25 protein-coding genes are annotated in these 26,111 nt (G+C 40.0%); 12 read left to right on the top strand and 13 right to left on the bottom strand.

Annotation, left to right across the window (positions count from 1 at the left end):
- Window positions 1-3 precede the first annotated feature (3 nt).
- From IDJ76_RS09490 to fcl, 11 genes are all read left to right on the top strand, one after another.
- On the top strand, window positions 4-510 hold the full coding sequence (locus IDJ76_RS09490; RefSeq protein ID WP_191163060.1) for a serine O-acetyltransferase: 507 nt from the start codon (window positions 4-6) through the stop codon (window positions 508-510).
- The gene (locus IDJ76_RS09485) at window positions 503-1,501 is read left to right on the top strand and encodes a glycosyltransferase family 2 protein (RefSeq protein ID WP_191163059.1); all 999 of its coding nucleotides are present in this window, start codon (window positions 503-505) and stop codon (window positions 1,499-1,501) included. Before IDJ76_RS09490 ends, IDJ76_RS09485 begins: the two co-directional genes overlap by 8 nt.
- Window positions 1,502-1,531: 30 nt before the next feature.
- Window positions 1,532-2,743: an O-antigen ligase family protein gene (locus tag IDJ76_RS09480; RefSeq protein WP_191163058.1), complete on the top strand. Its 1,212-nt coding sequence runs from the start codon at window positions 1,532-1,534 to the stop codon at window positions 2,741-2,743.
- On the top strand, window positions 2,736-3,740 hold the full coding sequence (locus tag IDJ76_RS09475; RefSeq protein WP_191163057.1) for a glycosyltransferase family 2 protein: 1,005 nt from the start codon (window positions 2,736-2,738) through the stop codon (window positions 3,738-3,740). Before IDJ76_RS09480 ends, IDJ76_RS09475 begins: the two co-directional genes overlap by 8 nt.
- Window positions 3,741-3,760: 20 nt before the next feature.
- Complete coding sequence (locus IDJ76_RS09470) at window positions 3,761-4,294, top strand: serine acetyltransferase (RefSeq protein WP_224746268.1); 534 nt, start codon at window positions 3,761-3,763, stop codon at window positions 4,292-4,294.
- A 57-nt stretch (window positions 4,295-4,351) separates the two neighbouring features.
- The gene (locus IDJ76_RS09465) at window positions 4,352-5,434 is read left to right on the top strand and encodes a glycosyltransferase family 4 protein (RefSeq protein ID WP_191163056.1); all 1,083 of its coding nucleotides are present in this window, start codon (window positions 4,352-4,354) and stop codon (window positions 5,432-5,434) included.
- Window positions 5,431-6,417, top strand: a complete 987-nt coding sequence (locus tag IDJ76_RS09460) for an NAD-dependent epimerase/dehydratase family protein (RefSeq protein ID WP_191163055.1) — start codon at window positions 5,431-5,433, stop codon at window positions 6,415-6,417. Before IDJ76_RS09465 ends, IDJ76_RS09460 begins: the two co-directional genes overlap by 4 nt.
- A 101-nt stretch (window positions 6,418-6,518) precedes the next feature.
- Window positions 6,519-7,280, top strand: a complete 762-nt coding sequence (locus tag IDJ76_RS09455; protein WP_191163054.1) for a WecB/TagA/CpsF family glycosyltransferase — start codon at window positions 6,519-6,521, stop codon at window positions 7,278-7,280.
- A gap of 227 nt (window positions 7,281-7,507) precedes the next feature.
- Complete coding sequence (locus IDJ76_RS09450; RefSeq protein WP_191163053.1) at window positions 7,508-8,914, top strand: undecaprenyl-phosphate glucose phosphotransferase; 1,407 nt, start codon at window positions 7,508-7,510, stop codon at window positions 8,912-8,914.
- A gap of 99 nt (window positions 8,915-9,013) precedes the next feature.
- Window positions 9,014-10,132 (top strand): GDP-mannose 4,6-dehydratase, encoded by a 1,119-nt coding sequence (gmd, locus tag IDJ76_RS09445; protein ID WP_191163052.1) that lies wholly within the window; start codon window positions 9,014-9,016, stop codon window positions 10,130-10,132.
- Window positions 10,133-10,134: 2 nt separating this feature from the next.
- On the top strand, window positions 10,135-11,073 hold the full coding sequence (fcl, locus tag IDJ76_RS09440; RefSeq protein ID WP_191163051.1) for a GDP-L-fucose synthase: 939 nt from the start codon (window positions 10,135-10,137) through the stop codon (window positions 11,071-11,073).
- Between the two features lie 23 nt (window positions 11,074-11,096).
- Here the strand turns inward: fcl and IDJ76_RS09435 are convergent, their stop codons facing one another.
- Genes IDJ76_RS09435 through IDJ76_RS09415 form a run of 5 tightly spaced genes read right to left on the bottom strand, consistent with a single transcriptional unit; the run spans window position 11,097 to window position 16,172 of the window.
- Entirely contained in the window at window positions 11,097-12,125 is a 1,029-nt protein-coding gene (locus IDJ76_RS09435) for an acyltransferase family protein (protein WP_191163050.1), read from the bottom strand.
- Window positions 12,126-12,131: 6 nt separating this feature from the next.
- Window positions 12,132-13,328, bottom strand: coding sequence for a glycosyltransferase (locus tag IDJ76_RS09430; protein ID WP_191163049.1), 1,197 nt, complete (start codon window positions 13,326-13,328; stop codon window positions 12,132-12,134).
- Window positions 13,329-14,207, bottom strand: a complete 879-nt coding sequence (locus IDJ76_RS09425) for a glycosyltransferase family 2 protein (RefSeq protein ID WP_191163048.1) — start codon at window positions 14,205-14,207, stop codon at window positions 13,329-13,331.
- Between the two features lie 12 nt (window positions 14,208-14,219).
- Window positions 14,220-15,482: an O-antigen ligase family protein gene (locus IDJ76_RS09420; protein ID WP_191163047.1), complete on the bottom strand. Its 1,263-nt coding sequence runs from the start codon at window positions 15,480-15,482 to the stop codon at window positions 14,220-14,222.
- Window positions 15,483-15,494: 12 nt separating this feature from the next.
- Window positions 15,495-16,172: a CatB-related O-acetyltransferase gene (locus IDJ76_RS09415; protein ID WP_224746267.1), complete on the bottom strand. Its 678-nt coding sequence runs from the start codon at window positions 16,170-16,172 to the stop codon at window positions 15,495-15,497.
- Window positions 16,173-16,317: 145 nt separating this feature from the next.
- On the opposite strand from IDJ76_RS09415, the gene IDJ76_RS09410 reads away from it, so the two are divergent.
- On the top strand, window positions 16,318-17,256 hold the full coding sequence (locus IDJ76_RS09410) for a glycoside hydrolase family 16 protein (protein WP_191163046.1): 939 nt from the start codon (window positions 16,318-16,320) through the stop codon (window positions 17,254-17,256).
- A 164-nt stretch (window positions 17,257-17,420) separates the two neighbouring features.
- On the opposite strand, the gene IDJ76_RS09405 is transcribed toward IDJ76_RS09410, so the two are convergent.
- The 8 genes from IDJ76_RS09405 to IDJ76_RS09370 all read right to left on the bottom strand — a co-directional run bounded on the left by IDJ76_RS09405 (window position 17,421) and on the right by IDJ76_RS09370 (window position 26,098).
- Complete coding sequence (locus IDJ76_RS09405) at window positions 17,421-18,668, bottom strand: WcaI family glycosyltransferase (RefSeq protein ID WP_191163045.1); 1,248 nt, start codon at window positions 18,666-18,668, stop codon at window positions 17,421-17,423.
- Between the two features lie 173 nt (window positions 18,669-18,841).
- Window positions 18,842-19,708: a glycosyltransferase family 2 protein gene (locus tag IDJ76_RS09400; protein WP_191163044.1), complete on the bottom strand. Its 867-nt coding sequence runs from the start codon at window positions 19,706-19,708 to the stop codon at window positions 18,842-18,844.
- A 5-nt stretch (window positions 19,709-19,713) separates the two neighbouring features.
- On the bottom strand, window positions 19,714-20,259 hold the full coding sequence (locus IDJ76_RS09395; RefSeq protein ID WP_191163043.1) for an LbetaH domain-containing protein: 546 nt from the start codon (window positions 20,257-20,259) through the stop codon (window positions 19,714-19,716).
- A 142-nt stretch (window positions 20,260-20,401) separates the two neighbouring features.
- Window positions 20,402-21,610, bottom strand: a complete 1,209-nt coding sequence (locus tag IDJ76_RS09390) for a glycosyltransferase (RefSeq protein WP_191163042.1) — start codon at window positions 21,608-21,610, stop codon at window positions 20,402-20,404.
- Window positions 21,611-21,632: 22 nt separating this feature from the next.
- Window positions 21,633-22,295: an acyltransferase gene (locus IDJ76_RS09385; protein ID WP_191163041.1), complete on the bottom strand. Its 663-nt coding sequence runs from the start codon at window positions 22,293-22,295 to the stop codon at window positions 21,633-21,635.
- Between the two features lie 18 nt (window positions 22,296-22,313).
- Window positions 22,314-23,414, bottom strand: a complete 1,101-nt coding sequence (locus tag IDJ76_RS09380; RefSeq protein ID WP_191163040.1) for a glycosyltransferase family 9 protein — start codon at window positions 23,412-23,414, stop codon at window positions 22,314-22,316.
- Between the two features lie 41 nt (window positions 23,415-23,455).
- Window positions 23,456-24,832 (bottom strand): hypothetical protein, encoded by a 1,377-nt coding sequence (locus tag IDJ76_RS09375; protein ID WP_191163039.1) that lies wholly within the window; start codon window positions 24,830-24,832, stop codon window positions 23,456-23,458.
- 33 nt (window positions 24,833-24,865) lie between these two features.
- Window positions 24,866-26,098: a glycosyltransferase family 4 protein gene (locus IDJ76_RS09370; protein WP_191163038.1), complete on the bottom strand. Its 1,233-nt coding sequence runs from the start codon at window positions 26,096-26,098 to the stop codon at window positions 24,866-24,868.
- Window positions 26,099-26,111 lie beyond the last annotated feature (13 nt).

Genomic DNA, 26,111 nt, shown 5'->3' with positions numbered 1-26,111 from the left:
CAAATGCTAATTGCCCAATTAAAAGAAGATATTAAGGTTAATGCAGGTAACCCAAAAGGCAAAACTATAGTGGTTTGTTATCGCATAGCGTCTTACATACACGCCAGGAAACAAAAAAACCTGCTGATCAAGATCCTGGGCTACCCTATTGTTAAAATTTACCGTGCCGTTTTTATGTGGTTTATGGGTGTAGAAATACCAGACTCGGTTAAAATTGGCACAGGTTTACAGGTATGGCATGGAATGGGTTTAGTTATCAACGCGGGTACCGTAATTGGCAATAATGCGTTGCTAAGGCACACTACTACAATAGGCAACAAAAACATCCACTCGGGTTGCCCTGTAATTGGCAATAACGTGCATATAGGTGCACACAGTATTATCATTGGCGATATAACTATTGGAGATAACGTAATAATAGGGGCGGGTACTATAGTTACAAAATCAATACCGGCTAATTGTACAGCTTACGGTAACCCCGTTAAAATAATAGCAAATACGAATGCCTAAAGTAAGCGTAATTTTACCGGTATATAATGGCGCCGCTTACATTCATGAAGCCGTAACCAGTGTATTGGCACAATCATTTAGTGACTTTGATCTCTTTGTAATTGACGACGGCTCTACCGACAATACGTTGGACGTGTTGCAGCAAATAAATGACAAAAGGTTAAAAATAACCCCCAATGACGCTAACGTTGGCTTGATAAATACGCTAAACCGCGGGCTGAATTTATCGGCTGGGTATAAATATGTGGCCAGGATGGATGCCGACGATATTTGTTTGCCGGGAAGATTAGCTGCCACTGTGAATGTGCTTGACAGCCACCCGGCTATTGGTGTGGCCGGCACTTCGGTTACTTATTTTGGCGAAGGATTAAAAAATAAGGACGTTATTTTACCCGCAACAAATGAGCGTATTGTACCAGCGTTAATGTGCCGTAACCCCATCATCCATCCATCGGTGATGATCAGGAATGAGGTGTTGTTAAATAACAACCTGCAGTACGATAGCGATTATTATAAATACGAAGACTATAAATTGTGGCTTGACCTCATTAATAAATGTGAGTTTTATAACACACACGAAATACATTTCATGTATCGCCGGCACAGCAATAACGTAACAAATGTGGGCAACTATAATATTGCAGACGATTTGGATATGATGAACCAAATTTTGACAAACTATGCAAATGCACTGCAATTTGAGTTTACCCCGCGCGAAATTTATATCATAACCATTATTGCAAGCACCTACCGTTGGAGAGCCGATACCACTTTGCCTTTAGGTGATATTATTGCAAATATCAGGGCGATTATTGACAAACACAGCTATAAAAATATCGACTCAAAATATTTGACGGAGCTTTTGTGGGAGCGGGTATTTATTTATCTGCTTAAAACGAAAAGACTGACTGATTTTTTAACTTTGATAGTTAAGTTAGGCACAACTATCAATTACAATCATATAATGCGCATTTATAACAATTGGTATTAAGCTTTTACGAACAAAACTATCGGCCTTAATATGATTAACTCTATCAGAAAAAACTTCATACTCGTTCTTTATCTCCTGATGCCATTTGGTTACCTTTTTGGCTATGTTTTGGAGTTAATCGGTTCGGTAAATATTGGGCTTAACTTTATCAGGGTAGCTATATTGCTGCTATTATTTGCTAATAACGAAAAAAATAAATATTGGTTAGCCTTATTCATTATCTCATATTTGCTGTTCAATACCTTTTTATTTGGAGGCCCGCTTAACACCCGTTTCAGGGAAATAACGGGCTTTACCATGTATTTAGCCACACTATTTTCTTCAAAATATATTCTGAATAGCGTTCAAAAAATCGATACTAAATTGATGAACAGTTTTTTCACATGGGTGGCCTATATTTTTACGCTTGCTTTCGTGATAACCGCGGCTATCAAAGGCCCAACTGTTAATGATTTAGGGTACGATAAAAGGTCATATTATAACGGGTTTGTTATTTCCCACCAGTTCAGTTACTTCGCTATTTTATTTGCGATGATCTTTTTCAAATATAAGAAATGGCCACAAGGGATTGTATTATGTATAATGGCAGTAAGTGTAGGCAACCGTACGTCATTTTTAATATTAGCAGCTGCATTGGTGATGTTTGCCGAAGGTTTGCAAATAGCTTACATTAAAAAAATGATCAAAATTGGCAGTATCGCGCTATTCGCAATTGTTTCTACAGTGCTATTATACAGCATTTATATCAGCGAATACCTCTCCTACAATAAACTGATGTATATCCTTGCCGATCCGGAACATATCAAAAGCACATCGGGCAGGAGCATGTTTTGGCACAATGGTTTATTGGAAATAGTTAAACGGCCATTTTTAGACTTCGACTGGATATTTGGGCAAGGGCCCGCATCTGTTGAGGTGCTGTCACTCAGATTATATAACGTACCGTTTTGGATGCATAATGATTACATGCAAATGCTTTTTTGTTACGGAATTTTTGGAATCATTTTATTTGTTTTAGGCATTACTTACTTTTCAAAAGTTAACAAAACTTACAGCGCGGTTTGGTTTGTAATTGTAGCAGGTGTGGTTAATGGTTTCTACACCTATGGCGCGTTGCCATTATTAATGATGATGGTTGTGATATTAAATTTTAATCCAAAGCAAACGCGCAAGGTTTTTATTTTCGCTACCGACAAAAAGGAAGATCCTGAATTAAATATTAAAGACCAAAACAATGGCTAAGGTATGCGTAATAATGTCTGTTTTTAATCAGCAGGATTTTGTTTACGATGCTATCAAAAGCATGATAAACCAGAGTTTTACTGATTTTGACTTTATTATAATAAATGACGGGTCTACCGATGGGTCCGAAAATATCATCAAATCGTTTTCAGACAATCGCATCAGATACATCTCAAACGGCACCAATAAGGGCTTGATCTATTCATTAAACTACGGAATTGACATAGCACTTGCCAGTGATTGCAAGTATATAGCTCGTATGGATAGTGATGATATATCTTTACCCGAAAGATTAGCACAGCAAGTTAACTATTTAGATCGCCATCCGGATGTTGGATTACTAGGCGGGGCAATGGAGTTTTTTGGCGATGGGATCTCTCCGCAAAAAAAATATGCCCCGGTATCTCAAAAAAAAATAATATCTACTTTTTTCTCCTATAACGCGCTTTATCACCCTACTGTGATGCTTTCGGCGAATCTAGTTGAAACGAAAAGATACAGTTATGATTTCCCAAAATACGAAGATTACGGGCTATGGATTGCCTTGATCGGAGATTGCCAAATAAGAAATTTGCCGGTAGTTTTGGTTAAATATCGCCGCCACAACAGCAATGTAACCGGTAGCTATCAACTTGACATACTTAAGGATCAACAAATATCTATAAAGCTTTTAACTGCACTTGCTCAAAAACTTAACATCGTACTATCAGAAGATGAACTTAGCTTGCTAAGCACCATCACAACAGCTAACAGGGCCCGAATATTTGATAAGTACACTACAAATCAGTTGGCGGAAGTCATCCGCTCGATAATTAAAAAGTGTGGCATCGTTGATTTAGACTTACAATATTTAAAACAACTGCTTATCGAACGAGCAATACTTTACCTGGTAACCAATAAGCGTAAGGGTGAAATCATAAAACTGATATTTTCATTGAATGCTTATCAATACGCTTACCTGATCGCAAAGTCGCTACTTACAGGCCGCCGATATTAATTCTATATATTTATCAAACTATGCCAACCGGTATGTATAAAAAATCATTCTCTCTTACGCAGGACTGGAAAGCTAATAAAGGAAACGCCAAGGGTATTGTAATACTATTTTTATTCAGAGCAGCACATTTAGCAACAATTCACAAACTGCTATTCATTGTAATGCTTCCATATCTTATTTTTTATCGGATCATGGTAGAATGGTTTTTAGGTGTCGAACTACCGTACAAGGTTAAAATTGGCAAAGGATTAAGGCTCTTTCATGCCCATGCACTCGTTATCAATAAAGACGTTATAATTGGTGAAAATTGCACTATCAGGCAAACTACAACAATAGGAAATAAGGAAAACGCCGATGGGTCTTTTTCAGCTTGCCCTAAAATTGGAAACCATGTTGACATAGGTTCCAACGCTTGTATTTTAGGTAACATAGAAATTGGCGATAATGTTAAGATAGGTGCAGGATCGGTAGTGGTAAAAAGTGTTCCTGCAAATGTTATTATCGCAGGAAACCCGGCAAAATTGATCAGACCTATATCAACCGAATATCAATAAAACCGTGCTTAAACCCTTAAAAGTTGTAAATTAGCACATCATCCCTACTTATTAATAATGCGATTTCTAATCATCGGGCAAACCCCTCCCCCTTACGGCGGCCAAACCATCAACATTGAAAAGATTGTGATCTTGTTAAAGAAACACGATTTTGATTTTAGGTTTGTAAGGCTTGATTTTAGCGCCGAACTAAGCGAAACAGGCAAGCTTTCATTCATAAAAATTTGGCGGCTACTCAGGATATTTTGCTCGATATGCTATTATTTAATAGTTTACCGTCCTAAATACGTCTACTACCCGGTTGCAGGCCCAAACAAGGTACCCGTTATTAGAGATATTATATTGCTATTGCCGGTGAGGCTTTTTCAAAAAAAGCTTATTTTCCATTTTCATGCCGGCGGCCTCTCAGAAATTTATCCAAAATTGGGTTCACTCTTAAAAAAGTTGTATAAAATAGCCTACTTCGCTCCTTATCACTCCATTTGCATGAGTAATTATGGCAAGCGCGATCCGCAGTTTCTGCAATCCAAAGCGATAAGTATCATTCCGTATGGCGTACCTGATAACAGTGTGAATCTTCAGGGTAATGCTAAGGAAGTTTTCAATGTGCTTTTTGTAGCCGTTTGCCGCGAAAGCAAGGGCATACTTGATTTTATAAAGATCATAAGGAGCGCAAAAGCCCGGTTGCCAAAAATTACCGGTACTGTAATGGGCGAAACAGGCCCCGGGAAAGAATTGGACCTTATAAACCAGGCTGTGGCAGAAGGCCTGATAACTTACAAAGGTGTTAGGGTTGGGCAGGCAAAATATGAAGTATTCAGGCAGGCCGATGCGTTTTTATTCCCTACTTTTTTCGAAGCAGAAAACTTCCCCACTGTGAATCTGGAAGCCTTTTCATTCGGGCTCCCGGTAGTTTCAACAACATGGCGGGGGGTTAATGATCAGGTTCAAAACGCAGTTAACGGATTTATACACCAGGTGCATGATATTGACGGAATGGCCGGATCGGTTTTAAAATTAGCAACGGACAGAGAGCTGTACACCCAACTTACAGAAAATGCCCGCCGATGCTACCAGGAAAATTATACAGCTGCACTGTTTGACCAACGAATTTTAGATCTCTTTAATCAATTTAAATGAAAAAAATATTAATTACAGGAAGCAATGGCTTTATAGGCACAAACTTAGTTGAGATACTCAGAGATCAAAATTGGGATTACAGCGCCTGCCTTGTTGATGTAGCTGAACCAAAGATACCATTGCAAAGTAACGAAGAATGGGCTAATGTGGATATTATGGACCAAGCAGCGGTTATGGCATGCTTTGATAAATTCAAACCAACGGTAGTAGTACACTTAGCAGCCCAAACCAATACATTCCCGCATTTAGTATTACAAGATTATATAGTAAATACTAAAGGTGCCGAAATAATATTTGATGCCTGCCAGGCTAACGGAGTTGAATTTGTTGTACATACCTCAACCCAATTTGTTCACCAAACAGATACACAACCAGTTTCTGATACCGATTACGCACCGCATACGGTATACGGCCAATCTAAGGTGATATCTGAAAACACTTTACGGGGCAGCAAATACACCTTTAACTGGAGTATTATCAGGCCAACCAACGTTTGGGGTAAATGGCACCTGCGCTACCCTTATGAATTTTGGAAAGTTGTAAGGGATGGCAAATATTTTCACCCAAACAATAAAAGCGTTGTACGTTCTTACGCCTACGTAGGCAATGTTTGTTTGCAAATAGTTGAGATTATTAAACGCCAGCACGAGCCGGCCATTTCCAGGCAAGTGTTTTACGTTGGCGACCGGCCAATTAACCTTTACGACTGGGCTAACGCGTTCTCGCTTTCTATAAAAAAACGGAAAGTAACACTCATTCCATTATTTTTACTTTACTCGGTAGCTGTTTTTGGGACTTTACTACAAAAATTCAAGATCAAGTTCCCAATTACCATATCACGATACAAAAGCATGACCTCTGACAACCCCGCCCCGATGGAAAAAACGATGAAGGTACTGGGCGAGTCGCACTACACTTTACAACAGGGGGTTGATATCACAACGGAGTGGCTGCTAAAATTCTGGAAAGACAAAAACATATAGTCCGTGACCACCAACATGGTAGTGCTATTGCGCTAAAACCTTAAATTATATTTTTGCGCACACTAACCCTATACCTAAACCTACATAATCTAAGTACATAAATGGCCTTATTAGCATCTAAAATTGATATTGCAGGAGTAGGGATAAGTAATCTTACACTAAAAGAATCTATAGAAATTCTTGACGGCGTAATAGACAGAGGCGACAAAGTTCGCGCTTGTGTAACTCCTGTAAATTGCCTTGTTTGGGCGCAGAACGACGAGGAGCTCAAACACCTATATAACACCGCCGATCTTGTTTTTTGTGATGGTGTACCGTTGCTATGGATGTCTAAGTTTTTAAAAACACCGCTCAAAGCACGTGTAACCGGGTTAGACCTTTTACCGCAATATGTTGAAGAATGTGCGGCAAAGGGATACAGCATGTTTTTGCTTGGTGCTAAGGATGGCGTTGCAGAAACACTTAAAAACGAATTTGAAAAAAAACATCCGGGGATAAAGATAGTGGGAGTTTATTCGCCGCCATTCGCCGAGCGGTTTTCGGACCAAGAGAATCAAAAAATGGTTGAATTGATAAACGGTGCTAAACCCAACGTATTATGGGTAAGCTTAACTGCACCAAAGCAAGATTTTTGGATCTATGAGCACCTTCATAAATTAAATATCAACGTTGCCATTGGTGTAGGTGGCGCATTTGAAGTTGCGGCGGGTTTAATAAAACGTGCCCCTGTTTGGATGCAAAAGGCAGGTTTAGAATGGTTGTTTCGCTTTGCGAATGAACCAAAAAGACTCTTCAGGAGATATTTTATTGAAGCCCCGGCAATTTTCCCGGCAGTTTTAGCTCAAAAATTCAAACGAAATTGATATTTTATTAACTAAAGAGAAATAAACTTATAAAATAGTGTCTAACTTGAAACTTATTATTCAAATAGTCATTAACATCGGGTACAAAATAACGATATTTAAAACATATTATTGATTTTTTTAAAAGTTTAGTTAACTTTAAATCAAATAAGTATAAATGTACGAAGTAACGTGAACCAATCTTTTGAGGTTCATAAATCTTTACCCCAACATATACTTATCCCTATATGAATGTAAATAAAAAACAATTTAACTTTTTTAGATTTTTTAACGAGGCATTTGTTCTAACATTTAGTTTTGGGTCAGCCTGCGTAATACTCCAATACATCTACAAATCCCATCTTGCCCTTTTTAACCTCTGGATGCTTCCTATTTTAATAATAGGATGGTATTTCTCATCCAGCAGCCAACAAATAGATAACCTGGGCACAAAAAATTTGTTAGCGAGTTTATATAAAACCGCCAACGGGATATTTATTCAGTTTTGCCTTGTTGTACTTTTCTTCTTCTCGGCCCACCAAACTTACAACACGAGGCGTTTTTTAGTTATCTATATTGGCTTACTTTGTGTTTTTATTCCGTTTGAAAAGATCATCTATAGGAAACTTATGGTGTTTCTGCATAAAACAGGTGTTAATAAGAAAAAAATACTTGTAGTTGGGGCTGGCAAAGTAGGTCTCGATTTTGCCGGTGTATTAAAAAAAAATACACATTTGGGTTATGAAGTAGTTGGCTTTTTGGATGATGAACATAAAAGTGGTTTAAACGGACAATATCTAGGAATGATTGATGATATAGATAAGTACGTCTCAACAGATATGTCTAATATTGATGAGGTTATTATTGCCCTGCCCAATACCGCTCATCATAAAATAAAACATATTGCCAATGTGGTGAGCAACCACGCTGTTAAACTGCGTATCATCCCCGCTTATCATGATCTTATTAACTCTCAATATACTTTCGGCATATATAACGGGTTCCCGATGCTTACCATCCGTAACGAACCCTTAGATGATATTCACTTAAGAACGATCAAACGCCTGTTCGATATCGTTTTTAGCATATTTGTATTGGTATTTATATGTTCATGGTTGTTTCCAATTATAGCTATTGCAATAAAATTAAGCTCAAAAGGGCCTGTAATATTTGTGCAGGAACGATGGGGGCGCAAAAATCAAAAAATGAAGTGTTTTAAATTCCGATCAATGTATATGCAATCAAAAGACGTAAGCGGAACCGACGGAAAATATCAGCAGGCAAAAAAATCAGATAAGAGAATTACAAAAATCGGAGCATTTTTACGCAAAACAAGTCTGGACGAGTTCCCTCAATTTTTTAACGTCTTAATAGGTTCCATGTCGGTAGTTGGGCCACGCCCCCATCCCACACCGTTAAACATCGAGTCGAAAGAAGTGATAGACAACTACCTGGTGCGCCACCTGGTAAAACCAGGCATAACCGGCTGGGCGCAGGTTAATGGTTTCAGAGGGGCTACAGATAACCCTTCGTTAATGAAAAGCAGGGTTAATTACGATATTTGGTACATCGAAAACTGGACGTTGTTTTTGGATCTTAAGATAATTTTTCTCACCTTTTGGAAAACAATCGTAGGCGACAAAAACGCATTTTAAAATGCCTATTTAATTTAAAATCAATCTTTTTAAGATGCGTTAACTTTCTTTTTTTTGTATTTTAGCAAAAAAAATTATAACACGATATAGCAAATATAAATGGCCAAAAAAGTAGCACTAATTACAGGTATAACAGGGCAAGACGGAGCTTATCTTGCAGATTTATTACTATCTAAAGGATATGAGATTCACGGCATAAAACGACGAAGTTCATTATTTAACACCGAAAGGATTGACCACCTGTATCAAGACCCGCACGATGAAAATCAAAAATTCATTTTGCATTACGGCGACTTGTCTGATTCTACCAACCTAATCCGGATCATACAGCAGGTTCAGCCTGACGAAATTTACAATCTCGGTGCCATGTCGCACGTTAAAGTAAGCTTTGATACGCCTGAGTATACCGCTAATGCCGATGGTATTGGTACACTCCGCCTCTTAGAAGCCATTCGTATTTTAGGGTTAACCAAAAAAACCAAGATATATCAGGCATCTACCTCTGAGTTGTATGGCTTGGTGCAGGCTGTACCACAATCAGAAACTACGCCTTTTTACCCGCGTTCGCCGTATGCTGTCGCAAAAATGTATGCATACTGGATAACTGTGAATTACCGCGAAGCTTACGGCATGTTTGCCTGCAACGGTATATTATTTAACCATGAAAGCCCATTACGCGGCGAAACATTTGTTACCCGTAAAATTACCCGCGCGGCATCAAAGATAGCTTTAGGCCTGCAAAGTATGTTATTTTTAGGTAACCTTGATGCACAACGTGACTGGGGACATGCCAAGGATTACGTAGAGGCTATGTACTTGATTTTACAGCAGGAAGTTGCCGAAGATTTTGTTATAGCCACCGGTGTTACTACCCGTGTACGCGAGTTTGTGCGTTTGGCGTTTGCTGAGTTAGGTATTGCTGTTGAATTTAAAGGTGAAGGCGTTGACGAAAAGGGTTACGTAGTATCATGCTCAAACCCCAATTACCAAGTTGAAATTGGTAAAGAAGTGGTTGCTGTTGACCCTAAATACTTTAGGCCGACAGAAGTTGATCTGCTTATAGGCGATCCAACTAAATCAAAAACCAAATTAGGTTGGGAGCCCAAATATGATTTACAGGGCTTGGTGAAGGAGATGGTTGCGACAGATGTCGAGCTATTCCGCCGTGAAAAACTATTAAAGGATTCTGGATACCAGATCAAAAACCAGTTTGAATAAGGATGGAAAAAAGCGCTAAGATATATATCGCAGGGCATCGTGGTATGGTGGGATCCGCCATCTACCGGAAGCTTACAAAAGAAGGTTATAATAATATAATTACTAGCACTTCGGCTGAGCTTGATTTACGAGACCAACAGCAAACAGCTAATTTTTTCGCAACTCAAAAACCTGATTATGTTTTTTTGGCGGCGGCAAAAGTTGGTGGTATAGTGGCCAATAATACTTACCGGGCTGAATTTTTATATGACAACCTGCAGATACAAAACAATATTATCCATTCATCCTATATAAATGGTGTTAAAAAGCTAATGTTCCTGGGCTCGAGTTGTATATATCCTAAATTGGCCCCACAGCCTTTGAAAGAAGATTACCTGCTAACCGGTTTACTTGAAGAAACCAACGAGCCTTACGCCATTGCAAAAATTGCCGGTATTAAAATGTGCGATGCTTACCGGGCGCAATACGGCTGTAATTATATTTCTGTAATGCCCACCAACTTATATGGCTTAAACGATAATTATCATCCTCAAAACTCGCATGTGCTACCGGCATTGATCCGCAGGTTTCATGAAGCACAGGCCAACGGTTTACCATCGGTAACAATATGGGGTACAGGCACGCCAAAGCGTGAATTTTTATTTGCTGACGACCTTGCCGAAGCTTGCTTTTACCTGATGCAAAATTATGATGAAGAAGGTTTAGTGAATATTGGCACCGGCGAAGATATTGCGATAAAAGACCTGGCGCTGCTTGTTAAAAAAACAACCGGCTTTGAAGGGGATATATTATTTGACACCACCAAACCAGATGGCACCCCACGCAAGCTGATGGATGTATCAAAACTTCACAGTAAAGGCTGGAAACATAAAGTTGAATTGGAAGAAGGTATACAACTTGCTTATAGTGATTTCCTATCCAAACAAAAAAGCTTAGTTTAATATTAAGCTTTTTTGTTTGGCATTTATCCTCCGGGCTGTGACCTGATTGTTCGCTCCTTACGTTTTAAAAATGGCCGTTCTACCAACACCCACGATAAACAAGCCGCTGCATATGTTGTTAATATCAATACCGGCAGATTTATAGTTATTTTCTCCTGTATCATTACCGTTAGTATAAGCCCGTGGTATATATAAATACCGTAAGATATATCGTTGCCACCCAACAACTTTTTAGCTAGCAAGGGCTTGGAATAAGCCAAAGATATTACTGAGAAAGCGAGAATTATGTTTTTTATTAAGGTAAATGCTGTGATCTCGATAGTTGTAGAAAGGGTAAGACTGTAAACAGCGTAAATAATTATCCAATATAGGGCCTTACCGCGTATTAGCTTTTGTTTATAAAGTTGAATCCGTTGCAAAATTACCCCCGCTAAAAAAAGATAAAAATGTGGCACAAAAGAGTAAGTGATTAGCTTTTCTATATGCGCGGTAAAGCCCGGCATCTTAACTAGGGCACTTGCCATTGCAAACAAGACAAATAATGCTATGAACCAATAAGTGGTACCTTTTTTAGGTGCCAGGATATAACATAGCGGTAAGCAAACATAAAATTGAAGTTCGAGCGGGATGGTCCATAAACTACCATTATAAGAGCCGAACCCATATCCCTTTAAAAATTGAGGCGTGTAAATAAGCCCCACAAACTGTACAGGCAGCCAAAGTAGCGTTTCCCAGTAAATAAAACTCACACCGGTTATCGTTATAACAATTATACTTATAATTATACAAGCCCACAAAGCGGGATATATACGTAATAACCTATTTTTGATATATGTCTTTATGCTGTTATTACGCTCGTAAGATGCCGATATAAGGAAACCACTGATGACAAAAAATACCGGGACACCCGGGAATAGATATAAAACATCCAGCCCAAATTGGCTAAGGGGTATATTAAGATGCTGATAATAATGGTCAAATATCACTTGAGTTGCGGCTAAAAAACGCAACAGATCAAAATTATTAACCTTAAAATCCTTTGTCAACTCCATCAAAGCCTACTTTCTATCCAAATTATCCCACCCGGCTGTGTTATATCGCCCATGCCACGCATTTATCACTACCTTCGCTAATACTCCGGGAGCTTCATATGGCTGATTGTTTAATTTATTTAGCATAGTAAATAATTGCCCGCCCATTTTATCAAAACTAAATGTTTCTATAATTTTTTGCGATGCTCGGCTCATTAGTTCCCTATCTCTGGCACCGGTATTAATAAATTTAACAATTGCACCGTACATCTGATCAACATTGCCGGGGGCAAAACCGAAGCCATTTACTCCCTCCTGCAACAGGTCATTCGCCGCGTTTATAGTATTGCTTAACAAAACAGGCAAACCGGCGGCCATAGCTTCATTTACAACCAATCCCCAGGTTTCACTAAGGCTTGGCAATATAAATGCGACTGAACTGTTATAATAAGCTGGTAAAGCCTCGTTATCAACAGCATCTACAAACTTAACACTGGTTAGCCCAAGCGCTGCAGCAATTTGCTTTAACGAGGTTTCTTGCGGGCCGTTGCCTATAATTGTCAGATTATATAAAGGGTACTGCCGGGTAACCAATTGCCAGGCCCTCAGCATCAAATCAATGTTTTTTATGGGTACCAGCCGCGCTACACAAACCAGGTTTTTGCTGGTGGGATCGTAGTGCGATTCTGCTTTAAAAAAATCGTTATCGGTACAACTAAAACCGTAAAAAAAGGGAATACGCCTATCCAAAAAGTAACGGTATTCGTGGTCATAGGTTTTTGACGGAAGCCATAACGCGTCGGCTTGCGCGGTTATCAGGTTTTTTATGGTTTGCACTACAAAATTTCGCTTTACCTGCGATGGTTTTGCATCGTCAAACATCACGAATTTTTTTTTATTGCGTTTGGCCCAGGAAATACCCAAAGCACCGGGAAAGAAAACTATAGACGGACCAATAATAATATCGGGTTGTAAATTGTCTAAGGCTGAATAAATTGAGTCTTTGATAGCTTTTTTTGATAAGTCGGCCGCACTATTATCCGGGAAAAGGCATGTCCACCAATGTTGACCGCCACTTAAGGAATCAAATGTATAAGGTGATCCTTTACCGAACAGCTCAATAGCAAAAAACTCTATGTTACGTACAGAAAAATACTCATGCAGGAACGATAAACGAGCTTTCCAATAAACCCTAAAGTCATTATTCAGTATTACTACTTTCAATTATTTACCTTCCCTACTTTTAAATTTATCCCAAATTAACGGGAATAATGTTTTCAACCACAATTTAACCACTGCGGCTTTATAATCTGCAGGGAAATGTTTTTTAATGTAATACAAATACTCCTTGTAGGCAAGTCCTTTAACACTATAGAGATAGTTTATCCTCGTTTTTAAAGAGTGTACCCCGGATAACCAGTTAACTCCGTGGTCATCTTCGCAGTAACCGTAGTAACCCGGGGCCACATAGACACCCACACCATTACGCGCGGCTGTGATCGTGTAATCAAAATCGGCAAGGTAATGCGTGTAACGTTCACAAAATAAACCAATTTTATCAACGGCTTTCTTATCAACCAAAAAAATGTTGGCATTGGCTAACTGGCAGGGCAAAATCTTAACATCATCAGGTTTTACGGCGCTGTACGCCGCTCTATTGGGTTTGTAAAGCACATGCCCCCCGTATGATATTTTATTAGACGTGGGGCTTAAGGTTGAACCTATCAGAATCGTTCCCTCGCCCTTAAAGGAAGTGTAGGTATCAAATAGCCGTTCGATACAATCTGGGAGCAATAAAACGTCGTCATTAAATAACAAGAATATATCATAAGTTTTTTGCGCAGCGGCGTGTGTCCAAACCGTGCGCATACCGCCTGCCCAAAACAAATTGCCGCTGCCATATAGTATATTTATCGATGGGTATAACTCGGTAACAGCCTGTGCAGTGCCATCGGCAGATGCGTCGTCAAGTAAATAAATATCTACTTGTAAATTTTTGAAAGCGGCTTGCTGCGTTAAGCTTTTTAAAAAGGCCAGTGTTTTTTGCTTCCTGTTATGGCAAGTTAACAGTACCGCTATATTTTTTTGGCCTAATGTATTCATGCCTGTGTGCATTTAGGCTGTAGTAAGGTTTTCCGAATCTTTCTGCTTTTCCTTCTCCTTATAGCCAATGCTTGTTTGCGCGCGCTTTAAAAACAAGAAAAGCAGGATAAATGGCAAAATAAGTATAGGCTCGCCAAAACTGAGCGCCAGTATAATTAAAGTACAATAGATCAGGCTTTCTAATTTACGTACATATGGATAACAAACCCTTATATATCGGAACATCAGGTATATAAAGCCCACAACTCCAAACTTGGCAAAAAAATCAAAAATTCCGTTAGAGATATTGACAGTATAAGATTTGTTCAAAATATCGTTATACTTATTACTTACGCCTAAAATCAGCTTATCCCCAAAAGAGTTAATGATATGCCACATACTCGAAAACCTGTTTAACGGGATCTGCATACGATTATGATGGTAATATTTTTCTAACACACGCAAGTGGTTAAGATCCCGCATGTCTTCTTTATATGTATCAACTATTTTATCACCCAAAAAAGGGATAAAAAACACCATAGCGCCTATTAAGGGAATGATAAGCAAAACCCAGATGTTAATTTTAGGGACACGGTAACGATATGCTAAAATAAGCAGCACAACCAAGCCCAGGTAATTGGTGGTAGAAAAAGTTGATATGTTTGCCACTATTAAGATCCAGGTTGTGCCATCAAATTTAAATCGGTTTAAAAAGAAATGGAACATTAGGGTAAGTACTAAAAAGCAGCCGAATGCGCCCGGTTCCCACACGAAACCCGAATTGCTGTAATCATGAAAGCCTCTTGTATAAGTAAACAACAGGAAATTGGTATAACCTGGTATACTATTACCTGTATCGACATTTAAGGCCGAAAATATTCTGAACATGGCCTCTGGTGCTAATAATTGCAACCCAAAAAACACAAACGAAATAACCGTTAAATGCGTCATTACCTTTACGATATACGCGATTGTTTCTTCTTTTAAAATAGCGCAAAGCAAAAAGCTCAAAAACACATACTTTATTAAGAAAACAAAGTCGCTAAACAAATAGTCGGTTTCCAGCTCATTAATTAAATAAAACCTAAAGCACACAAAAATGAGGTATCCAACAGAAAACCATACCAGCTTCATTAAATCGGCCTTTTCAAACTGACCGTTTATAATACCCGCCAAAATCATTAAAAACATAATTGCAAACCAGCCGGGCGTGCTCGACGACAAAAAATTTGCATTTGCCGTAAGCATTAAAAAGAAAAATGTAATAAGGTAATTGACGTACTTTGAAACCTTCATTAACTATGTATATTATTTAATTTGCTGCAAGTTTGAATTCTCTAAAAATCTTTCAATATCATCAAAAAGCATACTATTAGCTTTTATTTTATCAAAACTCCAAGCCCACCATTTAATATGCAGCAGCTGTTTGATCTGTTGTTCTGAAAAACGTAATTTAATAAACTTTGCAGGCACACCACCAACAATTGTAAAGGGCGCCACATCTTTATTAACAATGGCACCCGAAGCTATTATTGAACCGTCGCCAATTGTGACGCCATCCATTATCATCACGTTATTGCCTATCCAAACATCGTTACCTATTTGTACTACGTGTTTTTTTTGATCATCTACAAAAACATGATCGTTAAATAAGTTTTGTGCTGTGAATGTAAAACCGGCCTGCTTCTCTATAGAATAAAAAGCGGGATGCGTAGATACAAAACCTGAAGAAGGGTGCACACCTAAGCCGGTTTGTACGCCGCTGCCTATAGAACAAAACCGGCCTATTTTAGCCTTCCTGATAACGGAACCATCGGCAACATAAGTACCCAAGCCTATATCTGAAGACGCGATCTCGGTGTGCGAACCTATAGTGTTGTGCCCCTCAAAACCATTATACCTATCCAACATTACACCCGAACTAAAAATTATGCTTTTATGCCGGTAGACCAATTGGTAATAATATTTTTTTAGCCAGTTTTCCATTCATTGAACTAACAAGCTATAAAGATAAATAACTATAGCAAAACTAAACTAAAACAAAATTTATAATGAGATAACTATATTTGAACATCAAAATAAGGTTTATTTGTAGGGTAATTGTATTTTTACTTTAAGTACAGGCTGAATTATGAAAAATTTAAAAAAATACGTTTTTAACACTTTAAGGAACTTGACTTCTTGGCTTGAAAGTTTTTCTGCCACTACTATTTTAAAGTTATTCAGAAAGGCTACTTTTTTTGTTTCATCATATACTATATTCAGTTTTGTTATAATAACCGCTTCGTGCTCCGGACAAAACACAAACCAGAGCCAGGATACCGCAGAAGAGGTTATAACGCCCGTACTTTATAAAAATTTAAAAGCCGAATATGTAATTGCACCAAATTCTTTTTCGAGCAGCGCAAATTTTAATAAATATTGGAGGAATTTTTATCCATGGGGGCCTGATCACAACGGCACAGCCCGTATGAACGAGGATAACATTAAACTTGAAGATGGTGTTTTAAAGCTATCGGCAAATCGCATTACTGCTGACGAAGGCTTTAGCTTGGCCAAGCCACATTTAAAAATAGCGTATCACTCGGGGGCTATATCCGCCATACCGACAATTACTATTTCTGATAGTATCCCTCAAATTGAAGTAAGCGGGTATTTTAAAGCACCATCAGAAAAAGGTACATGGCCTGCATTTTGGCTCACGGCTACTAAAGGCTGGCCGCCAGAAATTGACATTTTGGAGTTTAAGGGTAGCGATCTTAATTGGCAAAACACATTTAGCTATCCCAAAAATATTTTATCAAAGAAAATTAAAATGTTACGCCCGGCCCAAGGGTGGCATCAGTATAAGGTAATTTTAAAAAAATTGGATGTTATTAATATTTCTATAGAATATTTTTTAGACAATCGACTCACCGCAATTCATAAGGGTGTCAATTATCTTAATAAACCCATGTGGTTGATAATTAATTTACAAATGGAGGGAATAAGCGGTTCGCCGGGCCCTATGCAAAGTGAATATTTTGCAAAAGAAATTATTGTTAAAAAATGGCGGAAGACTTCAATTTAATCCGTTCGTAATATGAGACGTTTAATACTAATACTGCAAACTCATTTTTTAATTTACCCAGACCAATCAGCTAAAAATGAAGGCAATACCAACAAATTGCCTAATAACTTTTGTTTCTGTGCTTGTTAAACAAAATAGCCTAAGCCACCTTTAAATAGTTTTATTTAACTTAAAAAGTTTTGCACAAACCCGTTCATAACCTCATCCATATTTAGATTTTTTTGCGCATAAGCACGCGCATTTTTACGTTTGATTTCTAAGCCTTCATCTTGTTTGATGCTAAGTATAAGGTCGGTTAACAAAATGGGGTTACCAGGTTCAACAATAAATCCAAAATCATGCTCAAGTACCATTTCATAAAGCGAGGTATCCTTTGATGCTGTAACGATACTTGCGCCACCAACAGCCAAAATGGTGGTTAGTTTTGACGGCATCACCAAGTCGCCGGCGTTTGCCTTTTGTAATACAAGGTGCAGATCAGCCATGTTCAAAAACTCATTAAAAACTTCTTTAGCTTGCACGTCTAAAAAGGTAATATTGGTTAATCCTGCTTCTTTAGCATGTTCGATCAGCTGATTATTATATGGGCCCGAAGCACAGATGATAAACTTAATATGCGTATGCTCTAATAAATTCTTAGCGGTTACTAAAATACCCTCAAGCCCCTGTTTTACACCTACCGCACCCGAGTATAACAATACCAAGTCGTCTTTATCAAAGCCCCATTTGGGCTTTAACGAAAGCCTGTCGGGCATCGGGAAAAAATAATCCGTATCAACCCAGTTAGGGAAAAATACAACATCCCGGATGTGCTTTTGCTTGATCTTCTTAATCATGCCCTTTGAGATGCTGCTCACATAATCTGCTCTGCGCAATATATTATGCTCCACCTTGAATAACCCGTCGAGAATCCTTTTACGCGAAAATAATTTAAGATCACGCGCGGCTTCAATTTGCATATCCTGTATATGATATAATAGTTTACCCCCGTTAAGCTTCCTGAATATCAGCCCAAGGTAAGCCAGGTGAAAAGGTGGCGCAACAGTGATGATCAAATCAAACTTTTTGCGTGTAAGCACCATTTTAAATATCATTAAAAATTTTGACAGCCAGTAAGAAAAATCCTGTATAGCCCGTTGTTTGCCGGTGGGATCTTTGGGGATATAGGACGGGCATCTGTAAATGGTAAGGGGGTGTTTGCCCTCCCCCGCCTGTATCAATTCTTTTTTGTACCAAAGGTTATTATAAGGGGCCTGCACCTTCCAGTAAGGATAATATGGAAAGGTTGTTATGACCGTACAATCGTACCCTTGATCTGCTAGCCAAAGAAGCATCTCGCCATTATATTTTCCAATACCAATTGGCTCGGGCGAAAAGTTGTGACTGATTAACAGAATCCTTTTATTGTTCATTGATTAATAAAGCCTTCGGCTGGTAAATGCAGTATCCTTTACAGCAATTCACTGGATAAACATTAAAGATAACTAAAAAATTTCCCAATTTTTTAACTTATTATGCAGTACGATAAAGCTACAGCGCAGCTAAAATAATAAATTAAATCTTGCTAAAAATTATTGTTTGACGGTCAATCAACTCCAGAGTTGGTAAATATATCAGTTTGTTTGTTTTTAACCCCATTGCCCAAGATCTCTTTTGTTTTGAGAACAATAAAATACTCGTAGATAGACTGCAGTGTGGCATAAGTTACCCCCGCAACGCCATCTAAAAAAGCCATCCTGATGAATACCATGTAGCTCCATTTTATTAGCGGGCGGCCGGGTAGCTTATAAAACAAGCCTTTTTGGTGATATCGCTTTTCTGTAAAGTCAGTGCTGAAGATTGCTTTCTTTAAAGAAAACCTTTTGCCTGCTCCAATTTCTTCGATCCGTATGGCGGCTTCCATATCGGCATAGCTTAAATGGCGGCTAAACCAAAACTTAAATCCCTTGCTAAAAGGGTAATGATCAAGATAGCCTTTTAGTTTGCCAACCTGCCCGTCTACAACCGATAATGGGTTTACCAAACGTTCATACCGCATTTTTTGCGGGCGAAAAAGACGGATATAAAACGGGGATATTTGCGAATGCTTTAGCCAGACACCGTTCCAGGCAAAATCGCGCCGCTGTATCTCAAAAGCAACGTTTGCAGTAGTAGTGTCAAAGGCCTGCAATGCCTGATAAAGGCTTTCTGAAACCCGTTCATCTGCATCTATATAAAGCACCCAACTATGTTTAAAGGGTATATTTTGAAGCCCCCAGTTTTGATGTGCCGACCAATTTTCAAATTTGCGGCTCGTTATAGTGGCGCCAGCTACAGCGGCTATAGCTAATGTTTTATCGTCGCTCAACGAATCAAAAACATGCACATCATCGCACCATTGAACGGATGCAAGGCAACCCGGCAAATCCTGCTCCTCGTTTTTGGTAAGTATTAACACCGATATACCCAACATCTTGTTTAATTAAGTATTTGGCGTTTTTTGATTGGTTTGCACGGATTGCCGGCGCAAACCATCCACGCAGGCATATCTGTTGTTACAACAGACCGTGCACCTATTACACAACCCTCGGCAATGGTTACCCCGGGGTGTATAAACGCCTCGGCCGCCACCCAGGCGTAATCCCCAATGGTTATGGACTTTGTAATCAGTGGCATTCCTTTATCTGTATAATTATGCGTGCCCGTACAAACATTAACTCCCTGTGATATTACCGCCCTTTTGCCAATTACAATTTTACCCTGCGAGTACAATATTGCCCCGTTACCAATTCCGCATTCGTTGCTTAACTCTAAATTCCAGGGTGCCCAAATTTTTACAGCGGGGTAAACATGTACATCTTTACCTATTTTTGCACCAAAGCATGACAATAAAAATGACCGCCAGCCATGAAATGGCTTTGGAGAAAACCTAAACAAAAGTAAATAAACAAAACCCCACAAAACCCTGGCCATGCGGTTTTTGACTGAGAAAGAAGGACCAGTAAGCGTATCCTGATTAACCATTAAATTGGTAGCTTTTTAAACTGCAGCTGTTGTATATACCGTTAAACATATTTAGCGGGCAATTATAGTAAACTTATACATTTTAAATTAAACGAATTAGCAGTCAGGTTTAAAATAAGCGAAATAAAGCCTTGCCCAAAACTTAAATACTGATTGAGTTGATAAACACAATTGATGTTGGCCCGATATGAAAGTTATTAATATACGTATCGAGTGCATTTTTGCCCATCGCCTCTTTTTGTTGAAAGGGCAGTGCTATCCATTCATCTAATGTTTTTTGGGTGCCTTCTTGTGTATCTTCATTAATAATACCGCCACCACCGCTGTCAATCTCTTTCCATATATTTATTTGCTGCGATATCAATACCGGCTTTTTGCAGGCCATAGCTTCGACAACTGCAATCCCAAAATTCTCTTGGTGGCTGGGCAAAACAAAGGCTTCGCACCCGTATAACGCTCCCCATTTGGCATCACCAGTTAACATTCCCGTAAAAAACACGCACTCTTTTAACTGCGGATAACTTGCCAGTAATTTAATGATCCTACTTCCATACCGGGTATTTAGGCCAGGGCCGGCTATCACCAAATTGGGATAATCTATATTTTTTACTACCGCACTGGCAACTATCTCTGCAAATGCCTTTATCAGCAAATCAACACCTTTCTTTTTGTGAATACGGCTTAAAAAAAGCAGGTAAGGCGTTTCAGGTGCCTGTGGATACTTCTCTCTAAATTTTTCGACCATATCGGCCGAATATTGTGGCGGAGGTATAATGCCGTACCCTACATTTATTTCTTTTTTGGGGTGATAGGGGCTAAACGACTTTCGCGCAAGCAACATTTCCGTTTCGCAGGTAAAAAGGATGCCATCAGCATCATCTACCACACTTTTTTCAATTAATTTCCAATAAAACCAATTTCGGATAGCCTTTAAGCGCCGGTCGGGCGCGTTTTGAAAATAGGGGTCTAACATGCCGTGAGGCATTACAAACATCTTGGGTACATGAATTTGGCTGTCACGCTTTGCAGCCCTTTTGAGCTCCTGCATTGCACTCCAGCCGGCATAGCTGGGGTATATCCACAATCCGTTTATCACAACGGCGTCAAAGCGGCTTAAATTCTCTAATAACCATGGCCTTAAGCGGGGTGCATAATGCCAGGGGCCGTAAGCCGGGCCAAGGGCATGGATAATAAAATCGTCCGAACCCAAAAAATCCGCATCCGGGTCGTCAAGGCTCACTACTTCGCGGCTTATACCATACCGCACTATCTCGGGGTTACTGTTACGTATCCCCTGGCACGGCCCGCCGCTGGTGGGGTTCATTGTAGCAATTATGTGCAGTAGTTTCATGAACTATCCTTTGTTATTTTGATCAGTAAACAAAGCCAATATCGCGGGTAAAATATTTAGCATCGGTAGGTATGGGTTGAATGGGTTTAGCGGGCACACCGCCGTACAGCATCCATTCTTCCGTGTAACTTTTATTTAATAGCGATTTTGCACCCAACACAGATCTGGCAGGCAACCCTGCTCCACCAAGCATTACTACGTTGGTACCTACAAAAGCGTACTCCCCTATGCTGATCTTAGCACTATCCTGCCTGCCTTCAATTACATCTATAGAATGAGTTAAAAATTGGGATTGATAGCCCGCAATGGTGGTAAAGCGCCCAATTTCTATCACATTTGTACAATCGAAATGATGGTGTTTGGTAATGGCCGCATGCTCGCCCAATATAAATACCGAGCGCCGGCCCTGCTGATGGCCAAAATGCTTTGAAGCGGTGTTCGAAGGAAACCCGGTTATCCAGTTGCCACGGGCAATGGATGATTTTGCACCCAACTGCATTTCATCAAGATGGATAGCAATGTTGAGATGTCCTATCCTGGCCCCCTCGTACATGATAAGCTTACCCGGATAAACCCATGAAAGACCAATCTTAGCCGCCGGGTGTATGCTATAGCCAAACCAGCTTTGCATGGCCCTGCGCCTTAGCGGCCAGGGTAATATAAATGCTATCAGTTTTAAAAACATGTGGTAGTAAATATAAAATTAATAGCTGTATTTGGCTTGTGTATTGGCTAAAGTTTCTTCAACAGCCTGGTAGACTTCATCAACAGTGATAGAAAGGATACACTTTTTTTTCTGCGCAATACAAATCTCCAGCCCACAACCGGCGCAATCTGTTTTATGATAAATTATCTTGTTGTTGTTGCCTCGCGGGAACCATTGCCTCGGAAAGTTTCTTGCCGAGTAAATAGCTACGCACGGCGCTCCTACTGCTGCCGCCAGGTGCATTGGCCCGCTATCGTGACCGATGAATAGCCGCGCGTTTTGCAACACCGCGCCCGATACCCGTGGTGATGTTTTACCACAAAGGTTTATACCGCCTCCCCACACATCGATACATTCGGAAGAACGATCAGCTTCTTCCGCCGAGCCAACCATCACCAGTTGCCAATCGGGATGCTGTACTTTTAAGCGTTGCAATAGTGCTGTCCAGTTGTGTTGTTCCCAATCATTTGATTGTCTTTTGGTGCCAATACTTGCAACAACAATTGGCTTACCTGGAGTGCTATCAGTTAATAAGTCTTTTGCAGCGCTTAACTCCACCGGGGTGAAGTGCATATCCCAATAAAAATCCTCATCTAAAGCTATAAGACCAAGGCTTTGTAACCTGCGGGCTAGCCGTTTAGCCTCCCATTCAAAATCACCGGTTTGCTTATCTATAACGAGTGCATAATCTTCAAGCAATGTTGGAAAACCGATAGTTTTAGTAATGCCTGCCGTGCGGAAAAACAACCTGTCGCGCAATACGGCAAGTTTAGTTGTGCGTAGATCCTTTAAGATCCTGGTAGTTGCCAGGTTGATAATGATATCGATTTTAAGGGCCTTAATCTCTTTCCAAACCGCGTATAAAACACGGGGGTTGCGTGTACCCGACGGATAGTTGATCACCCTGTTAAAATAAAAATGATCGCCCAATACACTTTCAAGCGCCGGTGCTTTTGATACAATTGGCCTGTTGGTAAGCAAGGTGATGTCGGCATCAGGGAACATCTCGCGCACTTTATTAAAAACCGGCAAGGCAATAATGGTATCGCCAAGGCTGCCTATGCGGTAAATAAGAATCTTTTTACGGCGTAAATCCATATTAATAGTGCAGTTAAAAGTTAAAGGTTAACTGCACAACATTACAAACGATCCGTCTCATGGGCAGGTATAGCAGTTTTTAGTGATGCGATAAGCAACCCGCCTATAAGGGTTGAAAAGCCGAGTGTAGTGGGTTGTGCCCACTGGCTTTGAGCTATAAAAACAAAAGCCATACTCAAAATTATCCAGGGCAGAATTTCCTTTTGGCCTAACTTTTTGAAACTCAACCAAGCCGCCTTGACGCAAAACGTTACCCTGATCAATATTACGATAATACCCATTACAGTGCCCATTTCGCCCACAAGCCGCCCCCATTCCTCTTCGGCTATCAGGAAGTTGTTGACATCACCCGTAAGTAGTTTAGCCCCAACATTAGTACCCATTCCAATGCCATACCCGAAAAATGGCTGGCCTGTTTGTTGCAGAGCGTTAAGTAATCCACCAAAAAAACGGTTTCCAAATGTTCCTTCTAAACCGCCCTCGGCAACACTTGCATCGGTATATCTGGATACTAATGCTTCTGTTGATTGTTGGAAGAATTCGAAGTTATTTAATAACATCACCCCTATAACTATACCTGTAATGGCTAAGAGCATTTGCCCGATATATTTGGGGTTTCTTGAAACCGAAACGAACGCGAAGGCTACCGTAAGCACTATTTGAAATATAAGTGTACGGCTAATAGATAGCGGTATGGAAGCAATTACACATATGGAAGCTGCAGTGAGCAAAATACGTGATACGCCCGAATGATTTAACCAAAAATAGACCACAAAAAGTGCAACTACGGACCAAAACTGGGTGTTGCCGCTGGTAAAAGAGAAAGTACCCGGTGGCCTGAAAAAGCCTAAAGCACCGGCGAAACCACCGCCGGAAATGTCGCCACCCACACCACGATTGATGTAGGCTGTTTGCGGGCTATAAAACTGTACGGCAATCAATAAAAGCATGGGCAGGGAGATCCAAAGCATCACCTTTCCAAATTTTATAACATCCTCTTTATCAAAAAGGTTGCCTATTAAGAACATCAGCGGAAAATGAATCACCAGAATACGGGTACCATAAATAGCTACCGACATACTCCCGTGACCGATACTGATGGCGATAAAAAAACCCAATATAGCGGTAAAAATCATGGCCCACACATAGTTATTGGACGGGAACATATCGTTACGCCAAGCCATAAATAACATCCAAACAGCAACAGGGTCGCGGATGATCAATAATGGGGCGGCAAGTGCTGGCAGTCCCCACTTCCTCATCCCACCTTCTGAAAGCAGCATGATTATATAAACCCACACCCCCATCCTTAGCAAACGTTTAACCGATGCCTTTTTGTAAGCTTCCCTTAATCGCCGTTCATTTAAGCCAACGTTAAAGGGCAGTTCGGTATCAGGGATAAGTTGTTGTGCGTTCATCAAATACGTTAATACTATGCAACACCGAAAATACTAATTATTATAAATAATTGCCGCTGCTAATTCATCGCTGTAAACCTGCCAGGGCCTTAGTAGCGCAGTTTGCATAGCAGCTTTGCCCGTATTAGCTATTAATTGGCGGTTTGTTAAAATATTTTCTATCGCGTTTTGAAGTTCAAGTTCGTCGCCGGCATTAATAAGCCAGCCGTTATTACCATGTTCAATTATATCCGGCCCGGCGGTGCGGTCAGTAGTGATCACAGGGGTTCCCTGCGCCATCGCCTCTGTTATCACCAAACCAAAACCTTCAAATAACGAAGGGAATAATAGTACGTCATGCTGCTTCATCAGCTTTAATATCTCGGCATGGGGCAGGCTTGCTATCCATTTATGCTTGGCAAGCGCATTATCAAGTGCCGCACAATTTTCATTTACCTTTTTCCCAACTATAGTTAACTCTATGTGGTTTCCCAATTTATCGATCGCAGCGAACATTTCGGCAATACCCTTTCGTTGTGATAGCCCCCCAACAAATAATAATTTTAACGGCCTTTTACCCAAACTATGATATTGCTTCATATCACCTACATCAGGAAAACCATAAGGGATAACCTTAACGGGGGCAATTATACCTGGATATTCCTGCAGAGTTTTGGCGGTAAAGGTACTGGCCACAAAAATGCGATCGGCAAGTAATAGTTCCCGGTCCTTACGTGCCAGTTTTGCTTCAGAATCTTTAAAGGTGGTAAGGGTGCCAGCCCACTCCGGCCGACGTTCGCTCTCATTTTTCAAAAGCCTTCGCGCCGCGCGCCAGTAGCCGATGGGCAAGTCGTATAAACATTCGAGTCCATGACTTTTGGCCGCATTAAAGGTAAGTTCGGCGGCATCTTCATAGGCATATACCGCATTGATATTTTTTAAGTTGGCCAATTGCGCCGCAACCCTCCTGTCCATATTTCTGTAAACGGAGTCAATACTAAATAGCCCTGTTTCGTGCCTGTTGAGGTTTGCGATACCCACCTTCGCTGAAAACAGCCTGCCGACCTCCGTAAAGGGCGACAAATGGGTTATAGCCTTTAACTTCGAATCGAGCCTGCGGCGGCGAATTTCTGACAATGGGCCAAAAGCGCCTATTCTATCTAACAAGCCTCCTTCAAAACTCGCTATTGAGGTATAGTATGCTGCCAAAAGCTGCGCTTTGTGCATACCGGCAAGTGCTGCCCGTACATTAGCATTCCCTGTTGGATGAGATACCACTACTTTCATATATCTATAAATG

Source organism: Mucilaginibacter glaciei (genome assembly GCF_014773245.1).
Lineage (GTDB): Bacteria > Bacteroidota > Bacteroidia > Sphingobacteriales > Sphingobacteriaceae > Mucilaginibacter > Mucilaginibacter glaciei.
This window is presented reverse-complemented; position numbering and strand designations above follow the sequence as displayed.

Coding starts and splice junctions, on each gene's coding strand:
- fcl (WP_191163051.1), top strand. CDS start 10,135: ATGGAAAAAAGCGCTAAGATATATATCGCAGGGCATCGTGGTATGGTG.
- IDJ76_RS09465 (WP_191163056.1), top strand. CDS start 4,352: ATGCGATTTCTAATCATCGGGCAAACCCCTCCCCCTTACGGCGGCCAA.
- IDJ76_RS09385 (WP_191163041.1), bottom strand. CDS start 22,295: ATGTTTTTAAAACTGATAGCATTTATATTACCCTGGCCGCTAAGGCGC.
- IDJ76_RS09425 (WP_191163048.1), bottom strand. CDS start 14,207: ATGAATACATTAGGCCAAAAAAATATAGCGGTACTGTTAACTTGCCAT.
- IDJ76_RS09470 (WP_224746268.1), top strand. CDS start 3,761: ATGCCAACCGGTATGTATAAAAAATCATTCTCTCTTACGCAGGACTGG.
- IDJ76_RS09395 (WP_191163043.1), bottom strand. CDS start 20,259: ATGGTTAATCAGGATACGCTTACTGGTCCTTCTTTCTCAGTCAAAAAC.
- IDJ76_RS09410 (WP_191163046.1), top strand. CDS start 16,318: ATGAAAAATTTAAAAAAATACGTTTTTAACACTTTAAGGAACTTGACT.
- IDJ76_RS09485 (WP_191163059.1), top strand. CDS start 503: ATGCCTAAAGTAAGCGTAATTTTACCGGTATATAATGGCGCCGCTTAC.
- IDJ76_RS09460 (WP_191163055.1), top strand. CDS start 5,431: ATGAAAAAAATATTAATTACAGGAAGCAATGGCTTTATAGGCACAAAC.
- IDJ76_RS09415 (WP_224746267.1), bottom strand. CDS start 16,172: ATGGAAAACTGGCTAAAAAAATATTATTACCAATTGGTCTACCGGCAT.
- IDJ76_RS09480 (WP_191163058.1), top strand. CDS start 1,532: ATGATTAACTCTATCAGAAAAAACTTCATACTCGTTCTTTATCTCCTG.
- IDJ76_RS09435 (WP_191163050.1), bottom strand. CDS start 12,125: ATGGAGTTGACAAAGGATTTTAAGGTTAATAATTTTGATCTGTTGCGT.
- IDJ76_RS09420 (WP_191163047.1), bottom strand. CDS start 15,482: ATGAAGGTTTCAAAGTACGTCAATTACCTTATTACATTTTTCTTTTTA.
- IDJ76_RS09475 (WP_191163057.1), top strand. CDS start 2,736: ATGGCTAAGGTATGCGTAATAATGTCTGTTTTTAATCAGCAGGATTTT.
- IDJ76_RS09390 (WP_191163042.1), bottom strand. CDS start 21,610: ATGAAACTACTGCACATAATTGCTACAATGAACCCCACCAGCGGCGGG.
- IDJ76_RS09405 (WP_191163045.1), bottom strand. CDS start 18,668: ATGAACAATAAAAGGATTCTGTTAATCAGTCACAACTTTTCGCCCGAG.
- IDJ76_RS09490 (WP_191163060.1), top strand. CDS start 4: ATGCTAATTGCCCAATTAAAAGAAGATATTAAGGTTAATGCAGGTAAC.
- IDJ76_RS09400 (WP_191163044.1), bottom strand. CDS start 19,708: ATGTTGGGTATATCGGTGTTAATACTTACCAAAAACGAGGAGCAGGAT.
- IDJ76_RS09380 (WP_191163040.1), bottom strand. CDS start 23,414: ATGGATTTACGCCGTAAAAAGATTCTTATTTACCGCATAGGCAGCCTT.
- IDJ76_RS09450 (WP_191163053.1), top strand. CDS start 7,508: ATGAATGTAAATAAAAAACAATTTAACTTTTTTAGATTTTTTAACGAG.
- IDJ76_RS09370 (WP_191163038.1), bottom strand. CDS start 26,098: ATGAAAGTAGTGGTATCTCATCCAACAGGGAATGCTAATGTACGGGCA.
- IDJ76_RS09375 (WP_191163039.1), bottom strand. CDS start 24,832: ATGAACGCACAACAACTTATCCCTGATACCGAACTGCCCTTTAACGTT.
- gmd (WP_191163052.1), top strand. CDS start 9,014: ATGGCCAAAAAAGTAGCACTAATTACAGGTATAACAGGGCAAGACGGA.
- IDJ76_RS09455 (WP_191163054.1), top strand. CDS start 6,519: ATGGCCTTATTAGCATCTAAAATTGATATTGCAGGAGTAGGGATAAGT.